Annotated in this window: 12 protein-coding genes; 9 read left to right on the top strand and 3 right to left on the bottom strand. The window is 54.4% G+C overall.

What is annotated here, in order from left to right:
* Nucleotides 1-269 precede the first annotated feature (269 nt).
* A complete protein-coding gene (locus H6507_07225) occupies nt 270-1781 on the top strand; it encodes a carboxypeptidase M32 (protein MCB9368878.1) in 1512 nt (503 codons plus the stop codon).
* 56 nt (nt 1782-1837) lie between these two features.
* Here the strand turns inward: H6507_07225 and H6507_07220 are convergent, their stop codons facing one another.
* Nucleotides 1838-3109 (bottom strand): dicarboxylate/amino acid:cation symporter, encoded by a 1272-nt coding sequence (locus H6507_07220; GenBank protein MCB9368877.1) that lies wholly within the window; start codon nt 3107-3109, stop codon nt 1838-1840.
* A 108-nt stretch (nt 3110-3217) separates the two neighbouring features.
* Between H6507_07220 and H6507_07215 the strand changes: the two genes are divergently transcribed.
* The 6 genes from H6507_07215 (at nt 3218) to H6507_07190 (ending at nt 11544) form a co-directional block, all read left to right on the top strand.
* On the top strand, nt 3218-5470 hold the full coding sequence (locus H6507_07215; protein MCB9368876.1) for a TonB-dependent receptor: 2253 nt from the start codon (nt 3218-3220) through the stop codon (nt 5468-5470).
* Between the two features lie 2 nt (nt 5471-5472).
* On the top strand, nt 5473-6309 hold the full coding sequence (locus tag H6507_07210) for a DUF4249 family protein (protein ID MCB9368875.1): 837 nt from the start codon (nt 5473-5475) through the stop codon (nt 6307-6309).
* A 126-nt stretch (nt 6310-6435) separates the two neighbouring features.
* On the top strand, nt 6436-8373 hold the full coding sequence (locus H6507_07205) for a T9SS type A sorting domain-containing protein (protein ID MCB9368874.1): 1938 nt from the start codon (nt 6436-6438) through the stop codon (nt 8371-8373).
* A gap of 227 nt (nt 8374-8600) precedes the next feature.
* On the top strand, nt 8601-9698 hold the full coding sequence (locus tag H6507_07200; GenBank protein MCB9368873.1) for an Ig-like domain-containing protein: 1098 nt from the start codon (nt 8601-8603) through the stop codon (nt 9696-9698).
* 26 nt (nt 9699-9724) lie between these two features.
* Entirely contained in the window at nt 9725-10138 is a 414-nt protein-coding gene (locus H6507_07195; GenBank protein MCB9368872.1) for a hypothetical protein, read from the top strand.
* A gap of 311 nt (nt 10139-10449) precedes the next feature.
* Entirely contained in the window at nt 10450-11544 is a 1095-nt protein-coding gene (locus H6507_07190) for a histidinol-phosphate transaminase (GenBank protein ID MCB9368871.1), read from the top strand.
* Nucleotides 11545-11627: 83 nt separating this feature from the next.
* Here H6507_07190 and H6507_07185 read toward each other — a convergent pair whose 3' ends face one another.
* Together H6507_07185 and H6507_07180 are read right to left on the bottom strand one after the other, a co-directional pair.
* Nucleotides 11628-12581: a hypothetical protein gene (locus H6507_07185; protein ID MCB9368870.1), complete on the bottom strand. Its 954-nt coding sequence runs from the start codon at nt 12579-12581 to the stop codon at nt 11628-11630.
* Between the two features lie 609 nt (nt 12582-13190).
* Nucleotides 13191-13298, bottom strand: coding sequence for a hypothetical protein (locus tag H6507_07180; GenBank protein ID MCB9368869.1), 108 nt, complete (start codon nt 13296-13298; stop codon nt 13191-13193).
* On the opposite strand from H6507_07180, the gene H6507_07175 reads away from it, so the two are divergent.
* Both H6507_07175 and tkt read left to right on the top strand, forming a co-directional pair.
* The gene (locus tag H6507_07175; protein MCB9368868.1) at nt 13284-21329 is read left to right on the top strand and encodes a VCBS repeat-containing protein; all 8046 of its coding nucleotides are present in this window, start codon (nt 13284-13286) and stop codon (nt 21327-21329) included. The genes H6507_07180 and H6507_07175 overlap by 15 nt on opposite strands.
* A gap of 128 nt (nt 21330-21457) precedes the next feature.
* Complete coding sequence (tkt, locus tag H6507_07170; GenBank protein MCB9368867.1) at nt 21458-23461, top strand: transketolase; 2004 nt, start codon at nt 21458-21460, stop codon at nt 23459-23461.
* Nucleotides 23462-23473: the final 12 nt, after the last annotated feature.

The raw sequence follows: 23473 nt of genomic DNA, 5'->3' as shown, positions 1-23473 counted from the left end.
AAAGTGGACTATTATTGACCCTCGGCGACGCTCAGCTTGGGGGTTGAGAGTCTTGACGAAATTTGTTATTTTTGCATTTCTGCAAAGAATAACAAGAGCTTGATGCGTTTCTGATACGTTGCCAGAACGGGCGGGCTCTTCAAATAGAAATTTGCCGATCCTCACTCGTTGGGTTTTTGCAGCAAAAACTTATAGATAGTAGAGGCACGGCTGTTTAGAGTATTTTATCGGATTTCATAGCCGGAAGGCGGCTTTGAACAAGGATTACAATGGCCACGGACACCAAAAAAACCTATCTCGAACTCGAGAACGAATTCAAGAGCTACTCCACACTCTCGGGCATCGCGGGTGTATTAGGCTGGGATATGCAGGTCAACATGCCGCCCAAAGGCGCCGCAAAACGAGCCAACCAATTAGCCATGGTCAGTGGCTTGGCCCACGAACGGCTAACCTCGCGAAAGATCGGTGACTTGCTTGAAAACCTGAAAAATGTCAACGGCGAGTTGTCGGACGCTGAAAAGGCTAACGTTCGCGAAATGGCTCGCGACTACGACCGGGCGACAAAGGTGCCGCAAGAACTCGTAGAAGAGCTTTCCCGCCAACAGTCCTTGACTCACGATATATGGGGCCGCGCACGGGAAAAAGCCGATTTTGGGATGTTCGCGCCCGAGCTTGAAAAGCTCGTCGAACTCACGAAGAAACTTGCCGAAGCCTATGGCTACAAGGGAACTCCTCTCAATGCGCTGATCGAAGAGTATGAGCCCGGCGCAACGGCCGAGTCTCTGACTAAGCTGTTCGATGAAGTCAAGGCCGTTACCGTGCCGCTCTCCGAGAAAGTCATAAACTCAAAAGTCAAGGCAAAGCTGGATTTCCAGAAGAACAAATTCGCGGCGGCAAAGCAAAAGGCCTTTGGCGAATTGCTCATCGGCAAGATCGGGTTTGATACAGAAGCAGGCAGGCTCGACACGTCGATCCACCCGTTCTGTTCCGGCGGGCTGGGAGATGTTCGCTTGACGACCCGCTACGACGAAAATATGCCGACGCAGGCGATTTTCGGAATCATCCACGAGATGGGACACGGACTCTATGAGCAGGGAGTGGCACCGGAAACTTACGGGACGCCGCTCTCTGAAGCTCTGAGCTATGGACTTCACGAATCACAAAGCCGGATGTGGGAAAACTATATCGGACGCGGCTTGCCGTTCTGGAAGCACTTCTATCCGGCTTTGCTGGGCTACTTCGGAACAGAACTCGCGGGAATGTCCGTCGAAGACTGGGTGCTCGCCACCAACCACGTCGAGCGTTCACTCGTTCGAGTCGAAGCCGATGAGTTGACGTACGATCTTCATATCATCTTGCGCTTCGAAATCGAACGCGGGTTATTCGACGGATCGATTTCCGTTTCCGATTTGCCGAAAGTTTGGAACAAGAAAGTCTACGACTACTTGGGTCTGACTCCGCCCAATGACGGCAAGGAAGGCGTGATGCAGGACGTGCATTGGAGCGGTGGTAGTTTCGGTTACTTCCCGTCCTACAGTGTCGGCAATATTGCCGCCGGACAGTTTTGGAAAAAGATGCACCAAGACATGCACAACATGCAGTCTCAAATCGAAGCAGGAAATTTCAAAGAGATTCTGCATTGGCTTAGGGAAAATGTCCATCTGCAGGGCCGGAGATACTCGCGTGATGACCTGATGCTAAAGGCCACCGGCAGGCCGCTGCAAACGAAAGACTACCTGGACTACTTGACGGAAAAATTCTCGTCACTCTATTCACTGTGACGAAAAATATAAAAGGGCGGCAATAGCCGCCCTTTGTGTTAAGATCGAATGTGGAACTAATCTTCTTCCTCGACGTTCTCAGCGTGGAACGTCTCGACGTCCAATTCGTTCTCCATTTTCGATATCACAACTGCCGTTGCGGCGTCGCCGGTTACGTTTACCGTCGTGCGCAGCATGTCGAGAAGCCTGTCCACACCGATGATTAAGGCGATGCCCTCTACCGGCAAGTTAACGGACATCAGCACCATCGAAAGCGTGATCAGTCCCACACCGGGAACTCCTGCGGTGCCAATCGAGGCGAGGGCCGCCGTTACCACGACGGTCACCAATTGCTGAAAAGTCAAGTCGATCCCATAAACCTGCGCGATAAACGCCGTCGCCACGCCTTGCATGATTGCTGTACCGTCCATATTGATCGTCGCCCCCAACGGCAAAGCAAAACTCGCTATTCCTTTCGACACTCCTTGCCGCCGCTCGGCAACTTCGATGGACACCGGCAGCGTTGCGTTAGAAGATGACGTCGAAAACGCGACCGTCATGACCGGAATGTGATTCTTGAAAAACTGAACGGGCGACAATCTTGTAAGCGAATAGAGCAGCGCAGGATAAATCAAAAAGAGCTGCAACAGAAGCGTCCCTGACAGTGTCAATACATATGCAAGGAGTGGGAGCAGCACGTCGAGCCCCTGTTCCAGCATCACTTTCGCAATCAAAGCAAACACGCCCGGCACGGCCAGCCAAATCACGATTTCCACGACGCGCATCATGACGTCATTGCCGATTTCCGCAAGTTTCATCATCGGCTCCCCCTTCTTTCCCAGATGAGCCAGCGCGACTCCAAGAAGTAGAGCGAAACAGATCACTTGCAGCATGTTCCCGTCGACCATTGCCTGAAATGGGTTTTTGGGTATCATGTCCACGAAGACGTCCATGATAAATGGAGCTTCTTTCGGAGCAAAGGCCGCGTCCGTCGGCAGAGTAATACCGGTTCCCGGACGAATGATGACTTCCGCGATAAAAAGTGCCATGGACACCGCGACAGCCGTCGTGACCAAGTAAATTGCCATTACGCGCAATCCCACTCGACCGAGCTTCTTCGGATCGCCGATAGTCGCAGATCCGTGGACAAGTGAGATGAACACAATCGGAACAACCAGCATCGTTATGGCGCGCAAGAACATGTCGCCGACTGGTTTGAACAACCACTTGATCAGTACTTGACTGATTGTTTCGGGAAAAACAGCGTGGCCGACAATTCCGAACACCAGCCCGGCCAGCAACGCACCGAGGATCCAAAGTGTTAGAGTGGCTTTCTTATTGGAAGACATGCACTAAATTTCACCAATTAAACCATATCAAAATCAAGTTGTCATAAGTTAGCAAACCTGAGGGTAGGCCGCAAGGCCATTTGTTAATGAATTTGGAGTGTATAAATCATGGGTAAACTTGTTCAGGTCATCCTCCTGATCTTCGGGATGACCGCCGTGGCATTGGGGAATACCACGGTTTCCGGGAAGATCAAAGACCAGTCAACCGGGGAATCGATACCCTCCGTTGCCGTGGTCGTCGAAGGAACTAACCGGGGAGCGGCGGCCAATGTCGAAGGGTTCTTCTCGATTCCGAATCTTGAGCCGGGCGATTACACTTTGGTGTTCAATTCGCTGGGCTACGAGCAGTTGCGGAAACCGATCAAGGTAAAGGAGGGCCAAAACCAAAACATCGATGTGAGAATGCAGGACGCGGCGATTCAGTTCAAGGCCGTCGAAATTCTCGGGATGCGGGACAAGGAGCCGGAGTTTGCTCCCAAAGTTGCGCAGATCGAAGTCACGCCGAAAGAACTGATGAAGCTGCCGCAGCTTGCCGAGCCAGATTTGATGCGTGCCCTACAAGCCACGGCGGGTGTTCTCCCGTCCAGCGATTTTTCAGCCGAGCTGAATATCTGGGGAGGCTCGGGCGACCAGAACTTGATTCTCTTGAACGGAATCAATGTCTACAAACCAACCCATCTCGGTGGTTTGTTTTCAATCTTTAATATGGATGCCGTCAAGGACGTCAAGCTGATTAAAGGCGGATTCGGCGCGCAATACGGAGGACGGCTCTCGGCGGTCGTCGATGTCGCGGACAGGGAAGGAAATCGCAACAAAGTCGAAGGTAAGGTCGGATTGTCACTGTTGTCTTCGACCGCAATGCTGGAAGGCCCGATGCCGCAAGGATCGTGGCTCGTAGCCGGACGCAGAACCTATATTGACGCGGCGACCAAAGCTTTCAAGAGTGCGGGAATCATCGAAGATGAATTCCCTTACTATTTCTACGATTTCAACGCCAAGATAAACCGCGACTTTGCCAACGGTGACCGTATCTCGCCGTCTGTGTATTGGGGTGACGACATTCTCCAGCTTTCGTCGGCGACGGATGACCGTCTGCGGCTCACGTGGGGAAACCGCACCTTCAGCGTTCCCTTCGTGCATATCTTTTCGCCGAAACTCTATTCGCACTCCACGTTCGCCGGAAGCAAATACTACGGGAACCAGCGCTTCGAGACCGGACAAGACTGGTTCGAATGGAGAAACTATATCAATGACTTGACGGCGGAGTCGGACTTTACCTATTACGCCAATGCACGCAACACGCTTCAATTCGGCGTCGAAGGCAAATTCTTTAGCTCTGCGCTGGAAGCAAACACGAACGACTTCCTGTTCGGCAAAAACACATATTCCGGCGAATTGTATTCCTTATACGCGACTGATGACTACAGGTTTACCGAAGATTGGACCTTCAGTCCGGGACTGCGTTACGAATACTACGGTGTGACCGATGAATCGGAAGTTAGTCCCCGTCTTGCCGCGCGGCGCGACTTGGGACCGGGAGCCTACGTCAGCGGGGCATGGGGTCTCTACACTCAGTACTTGCAGCAAATGCGGCTGGGTGAAGATGCGTCGCTGTTCGATTCCTATGTACCCTTGAGCGACCGGTTCGGTATCGCGCGCGGGCAACACTACGCGCTGACATTTGTCGACGACAGTTTGGGACGCTTCAAACTTTCCGGCGGCGCATATTACAAGAAATTCCAGAATCTCGTGCAGCTCGATCTCGTCGACGTCATGGATGACGGAGACACCGATCTTGAAGACTACGTTCGCGTCGGAAAAGGTTATGCCTACGGATTCGACCTTTCCATAGGCGGAAATTTCGGCGCCTATGAAATGAGTTGGGGCTATGGCTGGGGAAGATCAAGGAGAATCTTCGGGGCTTTCGCAGATTTCGAGGCCATTGACGACGGCCTGTCGTTCCCTGCATTCTTCGACCGACAGCACAATACGAATCTGTTCGTCAGCAGAAAGATTCGCCAGCGTGGAAGTCTGGAAATGCGCATGAACTACTCTTCCGGTTTGCCGTACACAAAACCGACGGGAGCGTACAGTCCGGGTCTTGGGTTGCCCGCCCATTTCTTCCAGCAAGGTTGGAAGTTCGGCGAGCGGTTTGATGCGTATGTGCGCGTGGACGTCGCCTACAGGTTGAAATACCATTGGAACTGGTGCACCTTCTCGCCGTATTTCGAAATCATTAACGTATTCAACCGCAAGAATCCGCTGTTCCTAACGACTGACTTCTCAACCAATCCGGTAGGATTGAACATCGGCGGACAGTTGCCGTTCTTGCCGTCACTTGGCTTTACCGCGGAGTTCTAAACATGAAATACATCTCTTATATTCTACTGGTGTTGTTTGGCATGTTTGTGCTCACGGCATGCGACGACGAGAAACCCAGCAAGTACCACGAAGAAATCGTAGTGGACGGATTTATGTGGGTGGGACAGCGCATGCAGATTTCTCTGACCAAAGTGATTCCGTTCGACCAAGCATACTATGCCGATTCGGTGCGCATTACCGGAGCGGACGTTTTTGTAACCGTGGATGGAGTGAGCTATCCCTTGACCGAAGCAATCTCCGGGATCGAAGGGACCTATGCCGCCGCGGACTCGGCTCCGCTCGTAACTAAGAGTAAGGCGTACGACTTGCTGGTTGCCAAGGACGGGGACTCGCTCCGTGCGCATACGACTTCCGCAGCCGCTCTTGAACTCACCGACGTGTTCTTGTTCAACGTCAACACCGGCGAAATTCGTCCCGATCCCGATACGCTGGAGTACGGCGGAGACTACTTGCAAATGAACTGGACGACGGACTCGGCAAACTACGCCTACGCCGTGCTGATTGAAGCGATGGACCAGTCGAAATACGGCGAGAGCTGTGATTTCGGAAATGACAACGGTCCGGGCAGCTATTTGTTTGCTTGGGCCAGCCGGGACATTTCTGGGCTTCTGTTGCCGTGGATTACATTGTGCTACGAGGGCCCGACGCGGCTGCGCGCTTTCTCATGCGATACCGTGTGGTGGAATTACTTAGGCTCCGTGCAATTCGGTTCGACTACCAACGATCCCGAATCCAATGTCATCGGCGGAAAAGGTATCTTCTGCGCTGTCGGCTGTGACACGTTCGATGTTGTCGTGACGGATACGATTGCGGACTGAGCCACAGAAATCAAATCCTAAAGAAAAGCGCCTTCCGTGTGGAAGGCGCTTGACTTTTCTGTACATTCGCTCTACCTTTTCTTTTGAAATGTAATAGGGTCCCAGTATTTACCGCGGAGGTGTCACATGATAGGGCGAATCCTGATCGCGTTACTATTTGTTTGTATTGCATTTATAAACTCCTTTGCGTTTCCCGCAAAGGTCAAGGTCATGGGCCCGGTCGCCATGGATGGGACTGAGGAGGTAACAGCCACTGCCCTGCAGCGTGTCCCGGGACATAGTTTGGATGACGAAGGTGGTACTCCCAATTCGACATACTATGTGGCGGGAACGACGTGGTATGACTACCAGACCAACGGCACGCACGGCAAGACCATCGCCGTTGATCCGTTTGGCAATGTGCACGTAGCATGGACGAAAGGTGAGCAGGAAGGCTCCGCCGACCGGCACGTCTATTACAATTGTTTCAGTGCCGAAGCCGACAGCTTTTTGTATCCGGGCGGCATCCGCGTAAATCTTGGTTCCCGTGCCGGTTTTTGCAATGTCGCCGCATGGGAAAACGGATTTGGATTCCCGGCCTATCATGATATTCCGATCAGCAATCCGCACGCTGTCGCGGCGATCGATTTTGACACTTGTTCGGCAGCCTTCACGGGCTTTGAAGTTCCTTATCCCGCCGGAGAACCGCAAATCATCTGGCCGCATATCGACATGGATATTGATGGCAAAATCCACATGGTGGCCACCGAAAGCGGCGGAGCCAGCGCGGAGTATTATGCGCGCGGCGTGCCGGCGTACGAAAACGGTTACGGATTGGCCATCGACTGGGAACAAGAATTTGAAACACCGTGGGAAGAAGCGTCGTTCATCACGATTGACGTCGCTTGTTCGCGGCTGACCAACCGCGTCGCTGTGGCATGGATTGCCGATCCCGTTGATCCAGTCGGCTTCCTTGACGACGAGAATATCCTGCTCAAGATCTCCGAAGACGGCGGCCTCAACTGGGGTGAAACGATCTCTGTGACGAACCTTCCGCCGAATGATACGACGTGCTGTTCGACCGGTGGCGACTACGCGACCTGCGTGGGGGACACGTTCCGTCCGTGGCTCGATCTGTCTTTGATCATGGATGACGATGACAACGTGCACGTTGCGTTCACGGCACAAGCCTACTTCGCGGTCGATGAAAGTTGTGTTCCCGGACCGTACGGGTTGATTTACGCGACCATGTGGCATTGGGGCGAAGACCGCGAGATGTACAGCCTCATCAACCAAGCCTATTACATAAACGATTCTTTGGCCAACGGCCTCGGCGTCAACAATCTGATGTGTCAACGTCCGAGTTTGGCCATTGACACGACAAACGGGTATCTCTACTGTTCGTTCCAGCAATTTGATTCGGTCGCTTACAGTGATTTGCTCTATCCGATGGGCGAGTTTTACATGAGTGTCTCGACGGACAACGGCTTGACGTGGGCACTGCCGACCAACGTGTCGAACACTCCGGGCATGCCCAATCAGCCGACAGGAAATGATCCCAGCGAGCGCGATATCAACACTGCCAAGTACATTTCGAACGGCGAAATTCACACGCTGTACATGCACGACTATGCGTGCGGCAGCGCGGTCTCTGCCAATGGAGCGGAAGGTCCCGCGACGTTGAACGACATGATCTACATGCGTATACCCGTCGGTGATATTCCGACTCTGCCGCTGCAGGAAATTTGGGCGTTCCATGCCGATTCTTCGGGCTTCCCGGATACCACAAGTTCTGCAGTCGGCGACCGTGCCGAATTGCCGGGCGAAATGATGCTTCATCAAAACTACCCGAATCCGTTCAATCCTACGACGAATATTCAGTTTGATTTGGCCAAGGCCGGAAATGTCAAACTCGCGGTGTTCGATGTGACAGGCCGCCAAGTTGCGACGCTCGTGGATGAAACGATGAATGCGGGCGCGCATGTTGTGACCTTCGACGGTAGTGGTTTCGCCAGCGGAGTCTATTTCTCCCTGCTCGACTTCGACGGCACGTCGATGACACGGAAAATGGTGCTGCTGAAATAACATAACCGCGGCGGTATCCGCCGGGGATGCCCCGTTTCGCCGAGCAGGGATTAAGCGCAGCGGTTCCCTGCCGGAATCTGTAAACAAAGCATGAAAATCACACAAGCACCTCCCGATTCGGGAGGTGTTTGCTTTTTGCGCAGCAGTGTTTGTAGCGGACGTTCCAATTGAGATTGCGGTTTACCCAAACAAGAACTACATTCTGACAACCACTTCAGGAGGTCGTCATGCGACTCAAACTTGGATTCATCGTTTTATTTCTTCTTACGATCATCGGCTGCAAAGATGGTGATACGTTCATTACCAACGTCACTTCGCCCGAGGACTGGCAACCGCCAATCATCGAGTGGCGTACGCAGCCTGATCCGGAAACGAGAGGCACGGTTGGCGTGGATTTCGAAATCTCCGACAGCTCCGCGATTGCCTCTATACAAGCTTATGTCGATGGCGCACCGAGACAATCTTCGTTTTCGATCCCATACCGTTTTGAGTTGACAACGGACTCGCTGCTTGACGGTGTGCATCTTCTGGAAGTGCGTGCAACGGATGAATATGGCAATCTCGGCATCAGTCCCGTACTGCGAATAAATGTATCCAATTCTGTAGCCCAAGGACCACAACTTATCTGGGTGCCGGATGATTTTGCGAGAATTCAAGACGCAATAAATGCATCCGCCGACTTCGATACGATTAGAGTCCGGTCAGGAACCTATTACGAAACTCTCAATACGTTCGGAAAGGGGATTTGGTTGGAGTCGGAACAGGGGCCGACGACGTGCAGTATAAATGCTAACGGAGCGAGCAACTGCTATTACTGCCCTGCCTCTGCTCAAATTGCAACGATTCGTGGTTTTACCATGACAGGAGGGACGTATTTAGCCTACTTTGCCGATGGTTCAAGAGTGAATTTCTACAATAACTCACTCTCTTTAGATTCTACAGATTGGCTGATGATTGTTAGCTACTCCAATGGACACATAACAAATAACTTGTTTACAGGTTCTCGTACATGTGTACAATTGGCATATCTATGGGGTGAGTTCTACAATAACATTCTTCAGTATGCAATGAATGTCGCACTCTGGAATGCCTCACTCTCACGAAATCCCGTTGAATATGGCTATAATTTGTTTTGGCAGAATCAACAGAATTATCAGTCGTTTGAGCCTGGAAATGGTGACATTTTCGCAGATCCTCTTCTCGATTTTGAAGGCGGGCGGCTTTTGCAAGGTTCTCCCGCAATTGATAGGGGCAATCCTAGCATATTTGATCGTGATAGTACAATATCTGACATAGGGCCATTTGGAGGCCCCTATGCGTACTAATAACCAACCAGAAACGGAGTACAATCATGTCATGGGGAAATCCACAAAACACTTGGAATGATCAGGACATGGATTCGCAAGGAAAGAAACTGAGCGTCAATGGAAGTGGCGGCGGTGCGCCAAGCAATTACAGAGTTCACATTGAGGAACTTTCAGGTTCTAACGCCGCCCTTGACGTACTGGGCAGTACCCGCTTAAGAAATCTCAGCTCACAGACTTCTCCGCTACTCAAGGTTGACGGTGATGCAAACGCGGGCGGCTACCGCGCCGAAATCATAGACGCGAGCAATGAGTCCAAAGCGCTGAAGACAGACGGTAGCATTCACATCTGGCGCGGAGGCGCGGTTCGAGGTCGATTCACCCCGGGTGCGGATCTCGGTGAGTTGCATGGCGCATTTGGGATCAATATGGGCCAATCTCCGCAGTCAAATCCTGATTGAGTTCTTCCTCGATGGTACGCTTAGATTTTACATTGATAGCACAGGCGGACATAACGCCTAACTTGGAGCCTTGAGAGATTGATATTACAAAACTTTCGTGGGCGGCACGGGCTGCCTTTTTTATTGCCCTTTTGAAAGCATTTGTCCCTTGACACAAATGTTCAAATTCCGTATATTTCCAAGTTATGAATCAGTTACCTTTAGCGAAGCCGACTCGCTTTCAACTTAAATAGCATTGTTTATAAAGAACTTCCGTTTTGTCAATTGTTAGCGTTTATCGGGATAACAGCAGCTTAAATAAATTCACAATCATGTCTTTAGTCCCCCCTTACATCGAAGCATTGATTCCGTACCAGCCGGGGAAATCGGCCGCGCAGATTCGCGCGCAATACGGAATCGAAAAGATTGTCAAGCTCGCCTCAAACGAAAATCCGCTGGGCTCTTCGCCCAAAGGCATCGCGCTCGCCCAAGAGTCGTTCCGGGATATTCAGCTCTATCCCGACGGTGGATTGACACTGCGAAATAAGCTCGCGAAACTCTTTGAAGTCAAACTGCAAAACGTCGTGGTCGGATCAGGATCGGAATCGATTCTGGCCAACATCATCCGCGCGTTTTTGTGCGACGACGAGGAAGTCTTGACCGCCGAAGGCACGTTCATCGGACTCTATGTGCTGGCGCGTTCGCGCGGCGTCAAACTCGTGACCGTGCCGCTGAAGAACTACGCGTTCGATCTCGAAGCGATTGCCGATGCGATCACTCCCAAGACGAAGATCATTTATCTGGCCAATCCGAACAATCCGACCGGAACGTACTTCACGAAACCGGAATTCGAGAAGTTCATGAAGCGCGTGCCGTCTCATGCGCTGGTGATTCTCGACGAAGCCTACTACGAATACGCGCAGGAATATCCCGACTATCCCGACTCCATGTCGTACCGGATGGACAACGTGATTACGCTGCGCACATTCTCGAAAGCCTACGGACTCGCGGCGCTGCGTATCGGCTACGGATTTGCCCACGAGGATTTGGCGATCAACGTGCTTAAAGTCAAGCTGCCGTTTGAGCCGTCCCTGATTTCTGAACGAGCCGGAGTCGGTGCGCTGGATGATCGCGAGTTTCTCGAATTGTCGCAGCAGACAAACCGCAAGGGCAGGGAAGAGCTGCCGAAGCTCTTCGATGAGCTCGGACTCACGTGGATTCCGACGGGAGCGAATTTCTTCCTGCTTCCGTTCGCGAGCGAAGAGAAAGCATTGCAAGTCTCAAATGGACTTGAACAGCGCGGCGTCATCGTGCGTCCGCTGCGCGCGTTCATGCTGCCGCATTGCTTGCGCGTGACCATCGGCACCCCTGAACAAAACGAAATGCTCTCCGCCGCCCTGCGAGAAGTGTGTTTACAACAGGCGTAACAGGCCCGAGGGGCATCCTCAGCGGATGCCGCCGCGAAAAAAAAGCCCGCACTGTGCGGGCTTTTTTGTTGAAAACGAATAGATCAGAACCCCGTGACTTCCGTGACGAAAATCTCCCCGTCGTGCACAAATGCCACCTTGGAACCGTCTCCGTTCAAAGACGGTTCGTCCGGCCAAAATTGGTTCACTCCCATCACCGACCGCGATTGGCCAACCTGCAAATCGTAGACGACCATTTCCGCATATTTCAGCTCTTCTTTGTCGCGGACAAACACCACGCGGTTCGAGTTGCCCGACCACGACGGCCAGCGACCGCGTCCAAGCTCGATGATTGCGCCATCCGAAATTTGAATCAAGCGAACTGCATGATCGTTGTCCTTTGCAAAGACTGCGGCCACCCAATGACCGTCCGGCGAGACCTCAAAACCTTCCGGTTCTTCCTGTCCGTCCGAGGTAAACACAGCGTTGCCCTGCGCGTTTTTGACGACCAATTTGCCGCCTTTTTTGTACGCTCCTGCTGTGCGCTCATCGCCAGTCACCGAGATCAGTGGGTCGCTCAAGGACTCGCGATAATATATTTGATTATTAATACGATACGGTCCAATGATCTTGTTCATGTTACTGGTCAACATGCTGGGATCATAGCTGTAGAACGATGTCGAGATAATTCGATCCGGGTGCGTTCCAATGGCTCCCACCATCTCACGGTACGCTAACCGCTCCTCTCCGGGGACGAATACGAAACGCCGTCCGACGCCCAGAGCATGTGCCACGCGGTACAGCTCTTGCTCTTTTCTGGACTCTGCCGGCTCAACCACATACAATGTATCTAAATCTATGTTTGTAAAAGCGATGAAGCGGCTATCGGAGCTCCAGAGCGGCGCCGAACAGCCTCGTCCAGCTCTTTCCGCGACTTTTCTGGGCGCGGAAACAGCAAGACCCGCTAAAACAAGCAATAGCGATAACGTTAGAATTACGGTGTGTTGACGGCGGAAGACCCCGGATTTGACCGTTTGCTCAACAGATAAATGGCTCATTTGGGTAGTTTCAAGGATTGTTTTTCGTAGCACTTGCAACCTTCTGAGGGTTGACTGCTTCACGAGAAATGGTTATCTTTCTAAGTCCTGCATGGAGTCACCTCCGTCGCAGGTCTCCCCTCTCTCGCTTAAATTGATAGAATATAAACACCTGAACGAGGATTTGCAAGACATGGCGCGGAAATTTACAAGCGCTGGCCTGCAAACAGGCAATTTGCCTGTTTTGTGGGCTTGCAGCCAATTCCCAAGTGGACTCTTGAACCGTCCCGAATTCGAAACCTCGCGGACCTTTGACAAGTTCCGCGCGTGTCCATCCTGTGTGAAGTTTTTTGATGTGGAGGTTTGCCGATGAAGTTGAGAGCTATTGTTCTTGCAGGATGTTTGATCTTCCTCGCAAAACAAGCACACGCCCAAGTCAATGCATTCTTTATTGATGTCAGTCAACAACTAACTGAAACGTGTGCGGGCGGCAATTTCTTGCCCGACGACGCAGTTGTGGACGTGATGTGGGATCAGAACGACAACGGACCGGATGATACGGACGAACTGTATCCGACAGACGTGTTTCCTGCGGCGAACTTCAACCAGTTCCAAATGAACGGAGATGGCTTATTGGGAGTTCCTGGTGGATTTGCCACGGAACCGCCGTTCACGATCACGTCTGGTCTCCCCAGTCCCGCACGGTTGTGGCTGCGTATCTGTTTGAACGGACAGCACTGGGAATCGGACGCTTTCACGATTGTCACGGGCTTACAGGAAATTTATTTCGGTGTGGATAACGGCGAAGTGGCGCTCAACTGCGTCGATACGCCGTGCGCTGGCTGTCCGACGCCTTCGCCTGTTTCCGGATTTAATGCTTCGGACAATTCGTGCTCGAATATCTCACTGAGTTGGACGGCCTATCCCAATGACCAAGGCGTCGACTCGTTGTTCATCGACCGCGCCGGCACTCCGGTCGGTAAAGTCCTTTGGTCCGTGACTTCGTTTGTCGACAACACGGCCCCCGCGGGTACCTATACGTACAACATCCGCGCGCGATATCACGACGACACGCAAGAGTGCTATTCGGCGCCTTCGTCAGAAGCGGGAACGCGCATTCAAGAGCCCCTGGCTCCGGCTGACACGTCCGTTCAGGTGACTGCGCATCCGTCAGAATGCGGCAAGATCATTGTTCGCTGGCGTGTGCCGATTCCCGCCACGTCGATTCAGAACTTTATTATCTATCAAGACAACGTGCCGGTTGACACGATTCCGACGCTCGCACAAAACTCTGTGATGCGCGATACGGTTGTCACGTCGCTGTCAGGTTCGCACAACTACAGCATCAGAGGCTGGAGTTCCACGTGCGGTGTTGGGCCTGCGACGCCAAACCATGCCGCAACGGCGTATCAGCCGCCTGCGCAGGTTACGGGATTGACCACCACCAATGGTCTCTGCACGGTCAATCTGAGTTGGGGTGCCGTGACAGGCGCGACGAGTTACATCGTGCGGCGTAACGGGACGCAGATCCAAACGGTCAACGCGCCCGCGACTTCCTACAGTGACGGCACAGCGACGCCGAACACTCCCTTCAACTACACGGTGGCCGCGTTTATCAGCACAAACCCAAGTTCTTGCCAGGAAGGCGCTCAGTCAACGCAGGTCTCCGGTTCCCGCATCGGCACGCCAACCGCTCCGTCAGGCGTGAATGCCAGCGACGCGTCGTTCTGTTCTCACGTACAAGTTACGTGGTGGGACAACAGCTCGGATGAAACGGGCTTTGTCGTCCGCAGGAACGGCGTTGACATTTTCACGACAGCGGCCAATGTTACTTCCTACAACGACTCGACGGCGACTGGGACACCCTCTTACACGGTAGCGGCTACGAACACGTGCGGAACGAGCTCCTTTCCCACGGCAAATACGGGATCGAAGAAGACCGCTCCGTCGCAAGTAACCGGATTGACTGCTACGAACAATTTGCCTGACCGCGTAACGCTGACGTGGGGCAACGTGGCCAACGAAACCGGCTTCGGAATTTATCGCGACGCCGTTTTGCTGGTCGCAATTGACTCCGTGAACGCGGACGTTTTGACTTATGACGATACGAGCGCATTGCCGAACACGGCGTACAACTACCAGATCGGCGCGTACAACGAATGCGGAACCGGAACGTTGTCCACTGCCGTGCAAGGTATGATTTTGGCCGCGCAGGATGCACCGACGAACGTTTCCGCGACGGATTCGCTGTGCGACAGCGTAGTCGTGACGTGGGATGACGTAGCCAACGAAACGAAGTACCGCATCGTTCGTGACAACGCCGTGATTGACTCGGTGACTGCCGATGTGACGACGTACACCGATCACAATGTGGTTTCCGGTGCGGTCTACTCGTACGTCGTGCGCGCCGTTGGTGCGGGCGGAACGGGCGACAGTGATCCCGATGACGGCGGCGCCTATCCGTTGCCCGTGGCTCCGGGATTCCAAGTCGATTCCGTGACCTGTGACCGCGTGTATTTCTCGTTTATCCGACCGGCGTACGGTGATACGACGCACTTCTACCTTGACGACCAATCGTACGCGATCAATCTTTTGCCGAACGGCACGTTCTCGATTGGTCTCGATGACGACGACGTGCACACTGCGTTTGCGGTTGGCTCAAACGAGTGCGGATACGGCAGTACTACCGATACGTTGGAATTCCAGCGTCTGGGCACGCCGGCGGGCCTCACGGACCTTTCCGGCTACAGCATTGACTGTCAGACTATCGTCGTATCATGGACGTCGCTGGGCGACGCTACGGATTACAACGTCTATCTTGACGGTTCGCCGCAAGGCTCCATCGCCTATTGGCTGGATTCGCTGATTATTCCGGCTGGTCCCGGTACGCATGACGTCTACTTTGAATCCGTTAACGCATGCGGAGTCGGTGACACGAGTAACCACATCATGGTGGAAGTCATGCTGCCGCCCTCCACGCCGCAAAACGTGACGGCGTCGGATACTCTGTGTACCGGAGTTTCGATTTCATGGGAAGCGTCTGACGGTGACGTCGACGGCTACGACATTTACCGCGACGACGTCAACGTGGCGTCCGTCGGAGGCGACGAACTTACGTACGTCGATGATCCCGGTGATACGGAGTCGCATGATTACACGGTCGTCGCGACAAGCACGACGTGTCCGGAGTCCGATCCGAGCGACGCGGCGACAGGCCGTCAACTTGAGTCCGTCGGAATTCCGACCATTCTTTCCACGACCGACCGCTGCGATTCGGTGATCGTATGCTGGAGCAGCGCATCGGGTGACGTAGACGGATACTACATCTACGTCGACGAGGTTTTGTTTGATTCCACCGCTGATACGTGCTACGCGTACGTGCCGGAACTGCACGGTGCGTTTTCCTACATGATCAGCGCATACTCCGTGGCCTGCGGTGAAGGCGATCTCAGCGATGAAGGCATTGCGGGATACTTGAATTCGCCGGTTGCTCCTCCCGGCTTCACTGCTTCTGAGGACCGCTGTGACGCGGTAGCATTGTCGTGGGGTACGCAGCCTGAAAGCACTGCCGGAGTAGTTTACCATCTATATCGTGACGACGTGCAAATCGGCGGCGATATTACGGATACGACCTACGTTGACACCGAGGCTTTGCTCGGCGACAACATCTATACAATCTATGCCATTCCTTCGAATGACGGCTGCGACTCTTCCGGCGCGTCCATTACCACGGGAACGGTGCAGGAATATCCGACGGCTCCGACCAATGTCATGGCTTCCGACACCTCGTGCTCGGATGTTTTTGTGACGTGGGAAGCGTCGACGGGAACGTTCAGCCACTACATCATTTTCCGCGACGGCTTGGCGATTGACACGGTCGGCGCTGACACGCTGGACTATACCGACACTGGCATCGCCAGCGGTACTACTGCGGCTTATACGGTTAGAGCGTATGATGAACTGTGCGGCTCGTCAGATCCTTCGGATTCCGATAACGGAACTCGTTTGGAAGGTCCGGAACCGCCGATCAACGTGACCGCCACCGATGACAATTGTGATTCGGTTATGGTTGCGTGGAATACCGCACCCGGCGACGTGACGGAATACCGCGTTTACCGCGACGACAATTTGGCCGGAACGGTGGCGGCGCCCGACACGATGTTCACGGATATTCCCGCGGCGGGAGTCTATGAATACACCGTGCGTGCCTACAGCGAATTCTGCGGTTTGACGAATGCGTCTGATCCTGCGAGCGGTGAACGCCTGCCGCAAATGGGCCAGGTGACCGGTGTGGTTGCTTCCGTGGATAGCTGTGAAGGTGTCTACATCACGTGGGAAGACTATCCCGGCGCGACGAGCTATATTATCTATCGCGACGGCGATTCTTTGACCACGACGCTGCCGATTCTTTCTGACTACGCTGACTTCACGGTAGTTATGGGCGAGTCGCACGACTACACGGTTGCGGCCGTGAATGCGTGCAACGAAGGTCCCCAGTCCGTGGCAGCGACGGGTATGCGCGCGCAGACCCCGACGCAGGTTATGAATCTTACCGCGACGCAAAATGTCGTGAACGAAGTTTGTCTGTCATGGGACAACGTGGCCGGTGAACTTGGATTTTACGTTTACCGCAACGCTACGCTGATCTTCACGACCAGCGCTGACGATACTTCCTATTGCGATATGACTGCCGTACCGGGCGTGGAATACACATACACGGTCGCTGCCTACAACGTTTGCGGCGAAGGTGACGTGTCAACCGGAGCAGTGGGAATCGCGGTGTTCAACCTCGATGCCGTGACCGGAGTTGAAGCGAGCACAACGAATTGCAATCAGATCTGTCTGACTTGGACGGATATCGATAACGAAACGGGTTACGAAATTCTCCGTGAAGGCGAAGTGATTGGCACGGTCGGCGCGGACGTTACGACGTATTGCGATGCGACGCCGGAACCGGGTGAATGCTTCACCTATACCGTGCGCGGCTTTAACGAAGGTGGTGCCGGCGAAGAATCGGAGGAAGTGGAAGGCTGCCGCCGCGATATTCCGGGTATGGTAAGCACAGTTGCGGCGACGACGACCGATTGTGATGCCGTAACGGTGTCCTGGACGGATATCGAAAACGAAGATTCCTATCAGATTTGGCGTGAAGGCGCGCCAATCGCGACCGTACCTGCAAACAGCGTTTCCTATGACGACGAAACCGCCACTCCGGGACAGTTCTACAACTATTGGGTTGTGGCAGTCAACGAGTGCGGCAGCGGCGACGTGGGCAACACGGCCGAAGGCGCCATCGCGGACGTTCCTCCGGTTGTTGCCGGCGTGGCCGCGACGATGGACGTGTGTAGTTTGGTTACGGTGACTTGGACCGACCAAGCTCTCGAAACCGGCTACAATATCTACCGTGACGGCAATACGACGACTCCGATTGCAACCGTCGGCGCGAATGTCGTTTCTTATAATGACAATGGCATCACCGGCGTGCATACGTATCAGGTCGCCGCGTTCAACGCTTGCGGAGTTGGTCCGGCCAGCGTTGCCGTGAACGGCGAAGGATATGCCGTTCCGGGTGTTGCGACGGGTGTGACCGCCGTCGAAGAATGCGGCACGATTACCGTGTCGTGGACGGCGCCTGCGACCAGTCCGATAACGGGCTACTCAGTCTGGCGCAACGGTACGTTGGTGGCCACGAATGCTCCGGAAGACCTGTCCTTCGTGGACGGACCGTTGCCCGCAGGCAGCTACAGCTACCGCGTAATCACGGCGAACCAGTGCGGTGCGGGTGCGCAATCTGCTCCGAGCAACACGGTTACGGTGATTCCGATGCTGGCACAGGTCGTAGGATTTACCGCGGTCGCCAGCCCGTGCTTCTGTGTGGACATGAGCTGGAATGACGTTGCGAACGAACAAGGCTACTATATTTTCTGCAACGGCGTGATTGCCGATACACTCGGCGCAAACGTGACGTCGACGCAATTCTGCCCGGCGGATACCGGCAACTGCAACTTAACGGTTGCCGCTTTCAACGGCTGCGAAGTTGGTCCGGAATCACAAGTGATTAACGTGACGCCGAATACTTATCCGGTGGCGGTGGTCGGTTTTGCCGCCAGCGAAAATCTCTGCGACATGGTGCAGTTGACATGGACTCCTTATACGGAATCCGGCGTCAACTATCTGCGTATCCGCCGCAACGGCAACCCATTGGCCCGCGTCGCTGCGAATACGACCACTTACAACCATCCGGGCATTTGGCCCGCCAGCACCTACAGCATTACCGCGTTGCGCGTGTGTGCCGCCGGTGATACGATTGAATCGCCGATTTCGAGCGACCAAGGGCGCACGGCTCCGACGCCGGTGGCTCCGTCGCAAATGTCAGCAAGCGATGACGGCTGCGGTATCGTAACCGTGTCCTTTACGTTCGCCAATGTGGACGGACAGGATTCAGTGCAGATCAAGCGTAACGGCTCGCTTCTGGCTACCTTGGTCGGCGGCTCGGCCGGTGTGCAGCGTCAGTATGTCGATTCGAACCCGCTCGCACAGGCCGCGACGTACGAAGTTTGCGCGGTGTCTAACCTCTGCGGAGTTGGTGGATGTGCCAGCGACGCCGGTGTTGCCGCGCCGACTGCCGGTACGGTAACGAACCTTGCCGCGACGCATGACCGCTGCACGTCGATTCTGTTGACGTGGACGGGTACGCAGCACGCGCTGAACTACGAAGTTCGCAAGGGCGGAACCTTGATTGCAACGCTTCCGCAAGGGACATTCTCCTACACGGACAACGTGGCTACAGGCTCGACGTTCAACTACACGGTCGCCGCGACGAACGCGTGCGGAAGCGGACCGCAGACTCCGGCTGTGCAAGGTTCAACGATTCCGCTGCCGCCCGCGCCGACCGGATTCAACGCTTCAGACGGCTTGTGCAACGTCGTGATCGTAAGCTGGAATGAAGTCGCTGTCGCGACCGAGTATCAAATCTGGCGTAACAACGTTCAAATCGCCACGGTACCGGACGGATTGACTTCTTACAATGATACTGATATTCAACCCGGCGTCGTCTACAACTATCAGATGCGCGGCGTCAACCAGTGCGGTTTGGGCACGATGACTGCCGTCAACCAAGGTTCGTCGGCAGCGCCGGTGTCGATTGTTACGAACGTCGTGGCGTCGACCAACCTGAATGACCGCGTGCATCTGTCGTGGAATAACGTCAGCGGCGAAACCGGTTTTGAAATTCTGCGCGGATTCCCGGCGGAAGTCATCGCGACAGTGGGCGCAAACGTTATTGCCTACGACGACTTCTCGGCGGCTCCGGGCGTCGAATATGAATACCGCGTTCGCGCTTTCAATGACTGCGGTCAGGGTGCGATGTCCGTGGTAACTTATGGATACCGAGTGCCGGTCGATCCGATTCCATTCGGTGTCGTTACCGTGACGACGGATCTGTACGGCTGTATGTCCGCTGTTCCGGCCGATTTGGACGATGACGGCGATATGGACGTCGTGGCCTGCGGTATGTTCGCCGACAAGGTCATGTGGTACGAAAACATGGGCGGCTGGCAGTTTGTGCCGCACGTGATCGTCGAAAATTGGGACGGCGCGCGTTCGGTGGCCGTCGGTGACCTTGACAACGACGGCGATCTTGATATCGCCGCGGTTGCGCAGTTCGCAGACCAACTCGTCTGGTTCCGTCAAAATCAAGACGGCAGCTTTACACTGAACGTGATTGCTTCGAACTACGACGGCGCGCGCGACGTGGTGATCGTGGACCTCGATGGCGACAACGATATGGACCTCGTGACGGCGGCCTGCGACGAAAACGACGTTTCGTGGTGGCGTCATAATCCCAACAATTCTTTCACGCGTTTCGTGATTGACAACGCCTTCGAAGGCGCCCGTTCCGTTGAAGTGGCGGATATCGGAAACGACGGCGACATGGATATTCTCGGTGCCGCGTACGACGGCGGCATGTTCGCCCTCTATTCGAATAACGGCAGCGAAACATTTACACGTAGCGTGTTGATGTCGGATGTCTACGGTGCGTCCTACATCAATGCCGCGCATTTGAACGGCGACAACGTTCTTGACATCTACTTCTGCGTCGCACAGGAACCGCTGGTTGCATGGTGGGACGGCGCGACGATGGAAGAAAATTACGTCACCTCGTTGGTTCCCTTCCCGCGCGAAATGGACGCCGTGGACATGGATGCCGACGGTTTGAATGACTTGTTGTTGGCCGCCAATGAGAATCAGGAAATCTCGTGGTGGCGCCGCACGGAGCACCGCTTCTACCGTAACGTGATTTCGTCTACGATGACGCAGGCTTCGGTCGTGCACGGCGGTGACTTCGATAATGACGGCGATACCGACATCATCGGCGCGGGCGAAGGCACCATCAAGCTGTGGCTGTCCGCTTTGACCGATGAGAACATGGACGCCACGCTGGCCATGCCGCAGCCGGAAGATGACAACGAAGAATGGCCGACTTACAGCCAAACCGTAATTCCCGTGAATTACGAGCTCTCCGCCAACTACCCGAACCCGTTCAATCCGACGACGCAGATTCAGTTCGGCCTGCCTGAAGCGCAGAACGTGCAACTCACGGTTTACGACATCACGGGCCGTGAAGTGACGAAACTGGTTGACGGTTCGTTTGGAGCGGGTTATCATACCGTAACGTTTGACGCAAGCTCGTACGCGAGCGGAGTCTATCTCTACAGGATTGTCGCAGGCAGTTTCGTGGAAAGCCGCAAGATGATCTTGATGAAGTAATGCGAACCCACTCAAGGTTTTGCAACTAAAATCAGCAAAGCGACGGAGCATATCCGTCGCTTTGTGCTTGTTTTCGAATTGGATTACAACTCGTTTCTCATGATTGTGAGGAGCAACAGGAGCACTCAATGTCAGAAGCGTTGGATCGACTGAGCATCAATACAGTACGTGGATTAGCCATTGACGCGGTGCAGGCCGCAAACTCCGGGCATCCGGGTTTGCCGCTCGGTGCGGCCGCTATGGGCTATGCCGTCTTTCAAAAACACTTGCGGCACAATCCGCTTGATCCTCAATGGGTGAACCGTGACAGGTTTGTGTTGTCCGCGGGCCACGGCTGCGCGCTGCTCTATTCGCTCCTGCATCTGACAGGCTACGATCTCCCGATGGAACAGCTCAAGAATTTCCGTCAATGGGGGAGCATTACACCGGGACACCCTGAATTTGGGATGACCCCCGGCGTGGAAGCCACAACCGGACCGCTAGGACAGGGTGTGGGAAATATCGTGGGAATCGCGATTGCCCGGGATATTCTCGCGGCGACGTTTAATCGTCCGGGACACGAAGTTATCAATTTCCGAGTGTTCGGAATTTGTTCTGACGGCGATTTGATGGAAGGGGTGTCGGCTGAAGCGGCGTCGCTGGCCGGACATTTGGGCTTGGGATCGATTGTGATGCTCTATGACGATAATCATATCACGATTGACGGTTCAACCAAGATCACGTTTACCGAGGACGTCGGCGCAAGGTTTGAAAGTTACGGCTGGCAAGTGCTCGAATGCAACGGACTCGATCTCGAAGAAGTGGACCAGGCGATTCGCGAAGGTATCGAGGACACGGACCGACCAACTCTTGTTCGCTGCCGTACTACAATCGGGTTTGGGTCGCCGCACAAAGCCGGCACGTCGAAGGTGCATGGTTCGCCGTTGGGTGAAGAAGAACTCAAACTCACGAAACGCGAACTGGGGCTTCCCGAGGACAAATCGTTCTTCGTTCCAACGGAAGTTTTCAAACACATGAGTGCGGCGCGGCAAGCGGGTTCGGAACGACAAACCGAATGGCAGAGTTTACTTGAGAAAGCCTTTGCCGCCACTCCCGGCTTACAAGCCGATTGGCAGCAGTTTTGGGCGCGCAGACTGCCGGAAAACTGGGCGGACAAGCTGCCGACGTGGAAACCCGGCGACAAGCCTCTTGCCACGCGCAAGGCCTCCGAAGCCTGCTTGGAAGCGCTTAGTGATTTACTATGGATGGTGGGAGGAAGCGCGGACCTCGTCGAATCGAATTTGACTTATCTTGAAGGCCGCGGAGATTTTCAAGGAGAATATCGCGGAGGCCGCAATCTTCGTTTTGGAATTCGCGAACACGGTATGGGCGCGGTTCTGAACGGAATCGCGAGCAGTGCTCCGTTCATTTCGTTTGGCGCGACGTTCTTGAATTTCTTGGATTACATGAAAGCGTCGGTACGACTGTCTGCGCTGTCGCACTTGCCGGTATTGTATGTGTTCACGCATGACAGTATCGGACTGGGAGAAGACGGACCGACGCACCAGCCGATTGAGCATTTGACGCATATGCGCGCGACTCCGAATTTGTGGACGATGCGGCCCGCCGACGCGAACGAAACGGCGCAATGCTACCGCGTCGCGCTGGAACGGAGGGACGGCCCTGTCGCCTTTTGCCTGACTCGTCAAGGGTTGCCGGTTCTTGAGTACGCAGGCGAGCGCATGCCCGTTGAACTTGGCGCATATGTTTTGTCCGATGCGAACGACGGCGCTCCCGTCGTGATTTTGCTTGCCAGCGGAAGCGAGGTGGAGATTGCGCTCGGCGCGAAGGCTCAGCTTGAAAGAGAGGGTGTCGCAACGCGCGTGGTTTCCGTGCCGTGTTTCGAACTCTTCGACCAGCAGCCGCAAGCATACCGGGATGAAGTGCTTCCTTCGTCCGTTCGCGCGAGAGTCGCCGTGGAAGCCGGCGCGACTTTGAGCTGGTGGAAATATGTGGGGCTGGACGGTGATGTTGTCGGACTCGACCGCTTTGGTGCGAGCGCTCCGGCGAAAACAATTTACGAGAAACTTGGGCTAACGCCGGACAACGTAGCGCGCCGCGCACTGTCCGTGCTGGAGAAAACGCGCGCGTAGTCAGGAGCTTTG

The sequence above is a fragment of the Calditrichota bacterium genome (assembly GCA_020637445.1).
Taxonomy (GTDB): Bacteria; Electryoneota; RPQS01; order RPQS01; family RPQS01; genus JABWCQ01.
Note: the sequence above shows the minus strand (reverse complement) of the source record. Positions and strands in the feature narration are given on the sequence as shown.

Excerpts from the sequence above, each read along its gene's own strand:
- tkt (MCB9368867.1), top strand. The coding sequence starts at position 21,458 with ATGTCAGAAGCGTTGGATCGACTGAGCATCAATACAGTACGTGGATTA.
- H6507_07215 (MCB9368876.1), top strand. The coding sequence starts at position 3,218 with ATGGGTAAACTTGTTCAGGTCATCCTCCTGATCTTCGGGATGACCGCC.
- H6507_07200 (MCB9368873.1), top strand. The coding sequence starts at position 8,601 with ATGCGACTCAAACTTGGATTCATCGTTTTATTTCTTCTTACGATCATC.
- H6507_07185 (MCB9368870.1), bottom strand. The coding sequence starts at position 12,581 with ATGAGCCATTTATCTGTTGAGCAAACGGTCAAATCCGGGGTCTTCCGC.
- H6507_07205 (MCB9368874.1), top strand. The coding sequence starts at position 6,436 with ATGATAGGGCGAATCCTGATCGCGTTACTATTTGTTTGTATTGCATTT.
- H6507_07190 (MCB9368871.1), top strand. The coding sequence starts at position 10,450 with ATGTCTTTAGTCCCCCCTTACATCGAAGCATTGATTCCGTACCAGCCG.
- H6507_07210 (MCB9368875.1), top strand. The coding sequence starts at position 5,473 with ATGAAATACATCTCTTATATTCTACTGGTGTTGTTTGGCATGTTTGTG.
- H6507_07195 (MCB9368872.1), top strand. The coding sequence starts at position 9,725 with ATGTCATGGGGAAATCCACAAAACACTTGGAATGATCAGGACATGGAT.
- H6507_07225 (MCB9368878.1), top strand. The coding sequence starts at position 270 with ATGGCCACGGACACCAAAAAAACCTATCTCGAACTCGAGAACGAATTC.
- H6507_07220 (MCB9368877.1), bottom strand. The coding sequence starts at position 3,109 with ATGTCTTCCAATAAGAAAGCCACTCTAACACTTTGGATCCTCGGTGCG.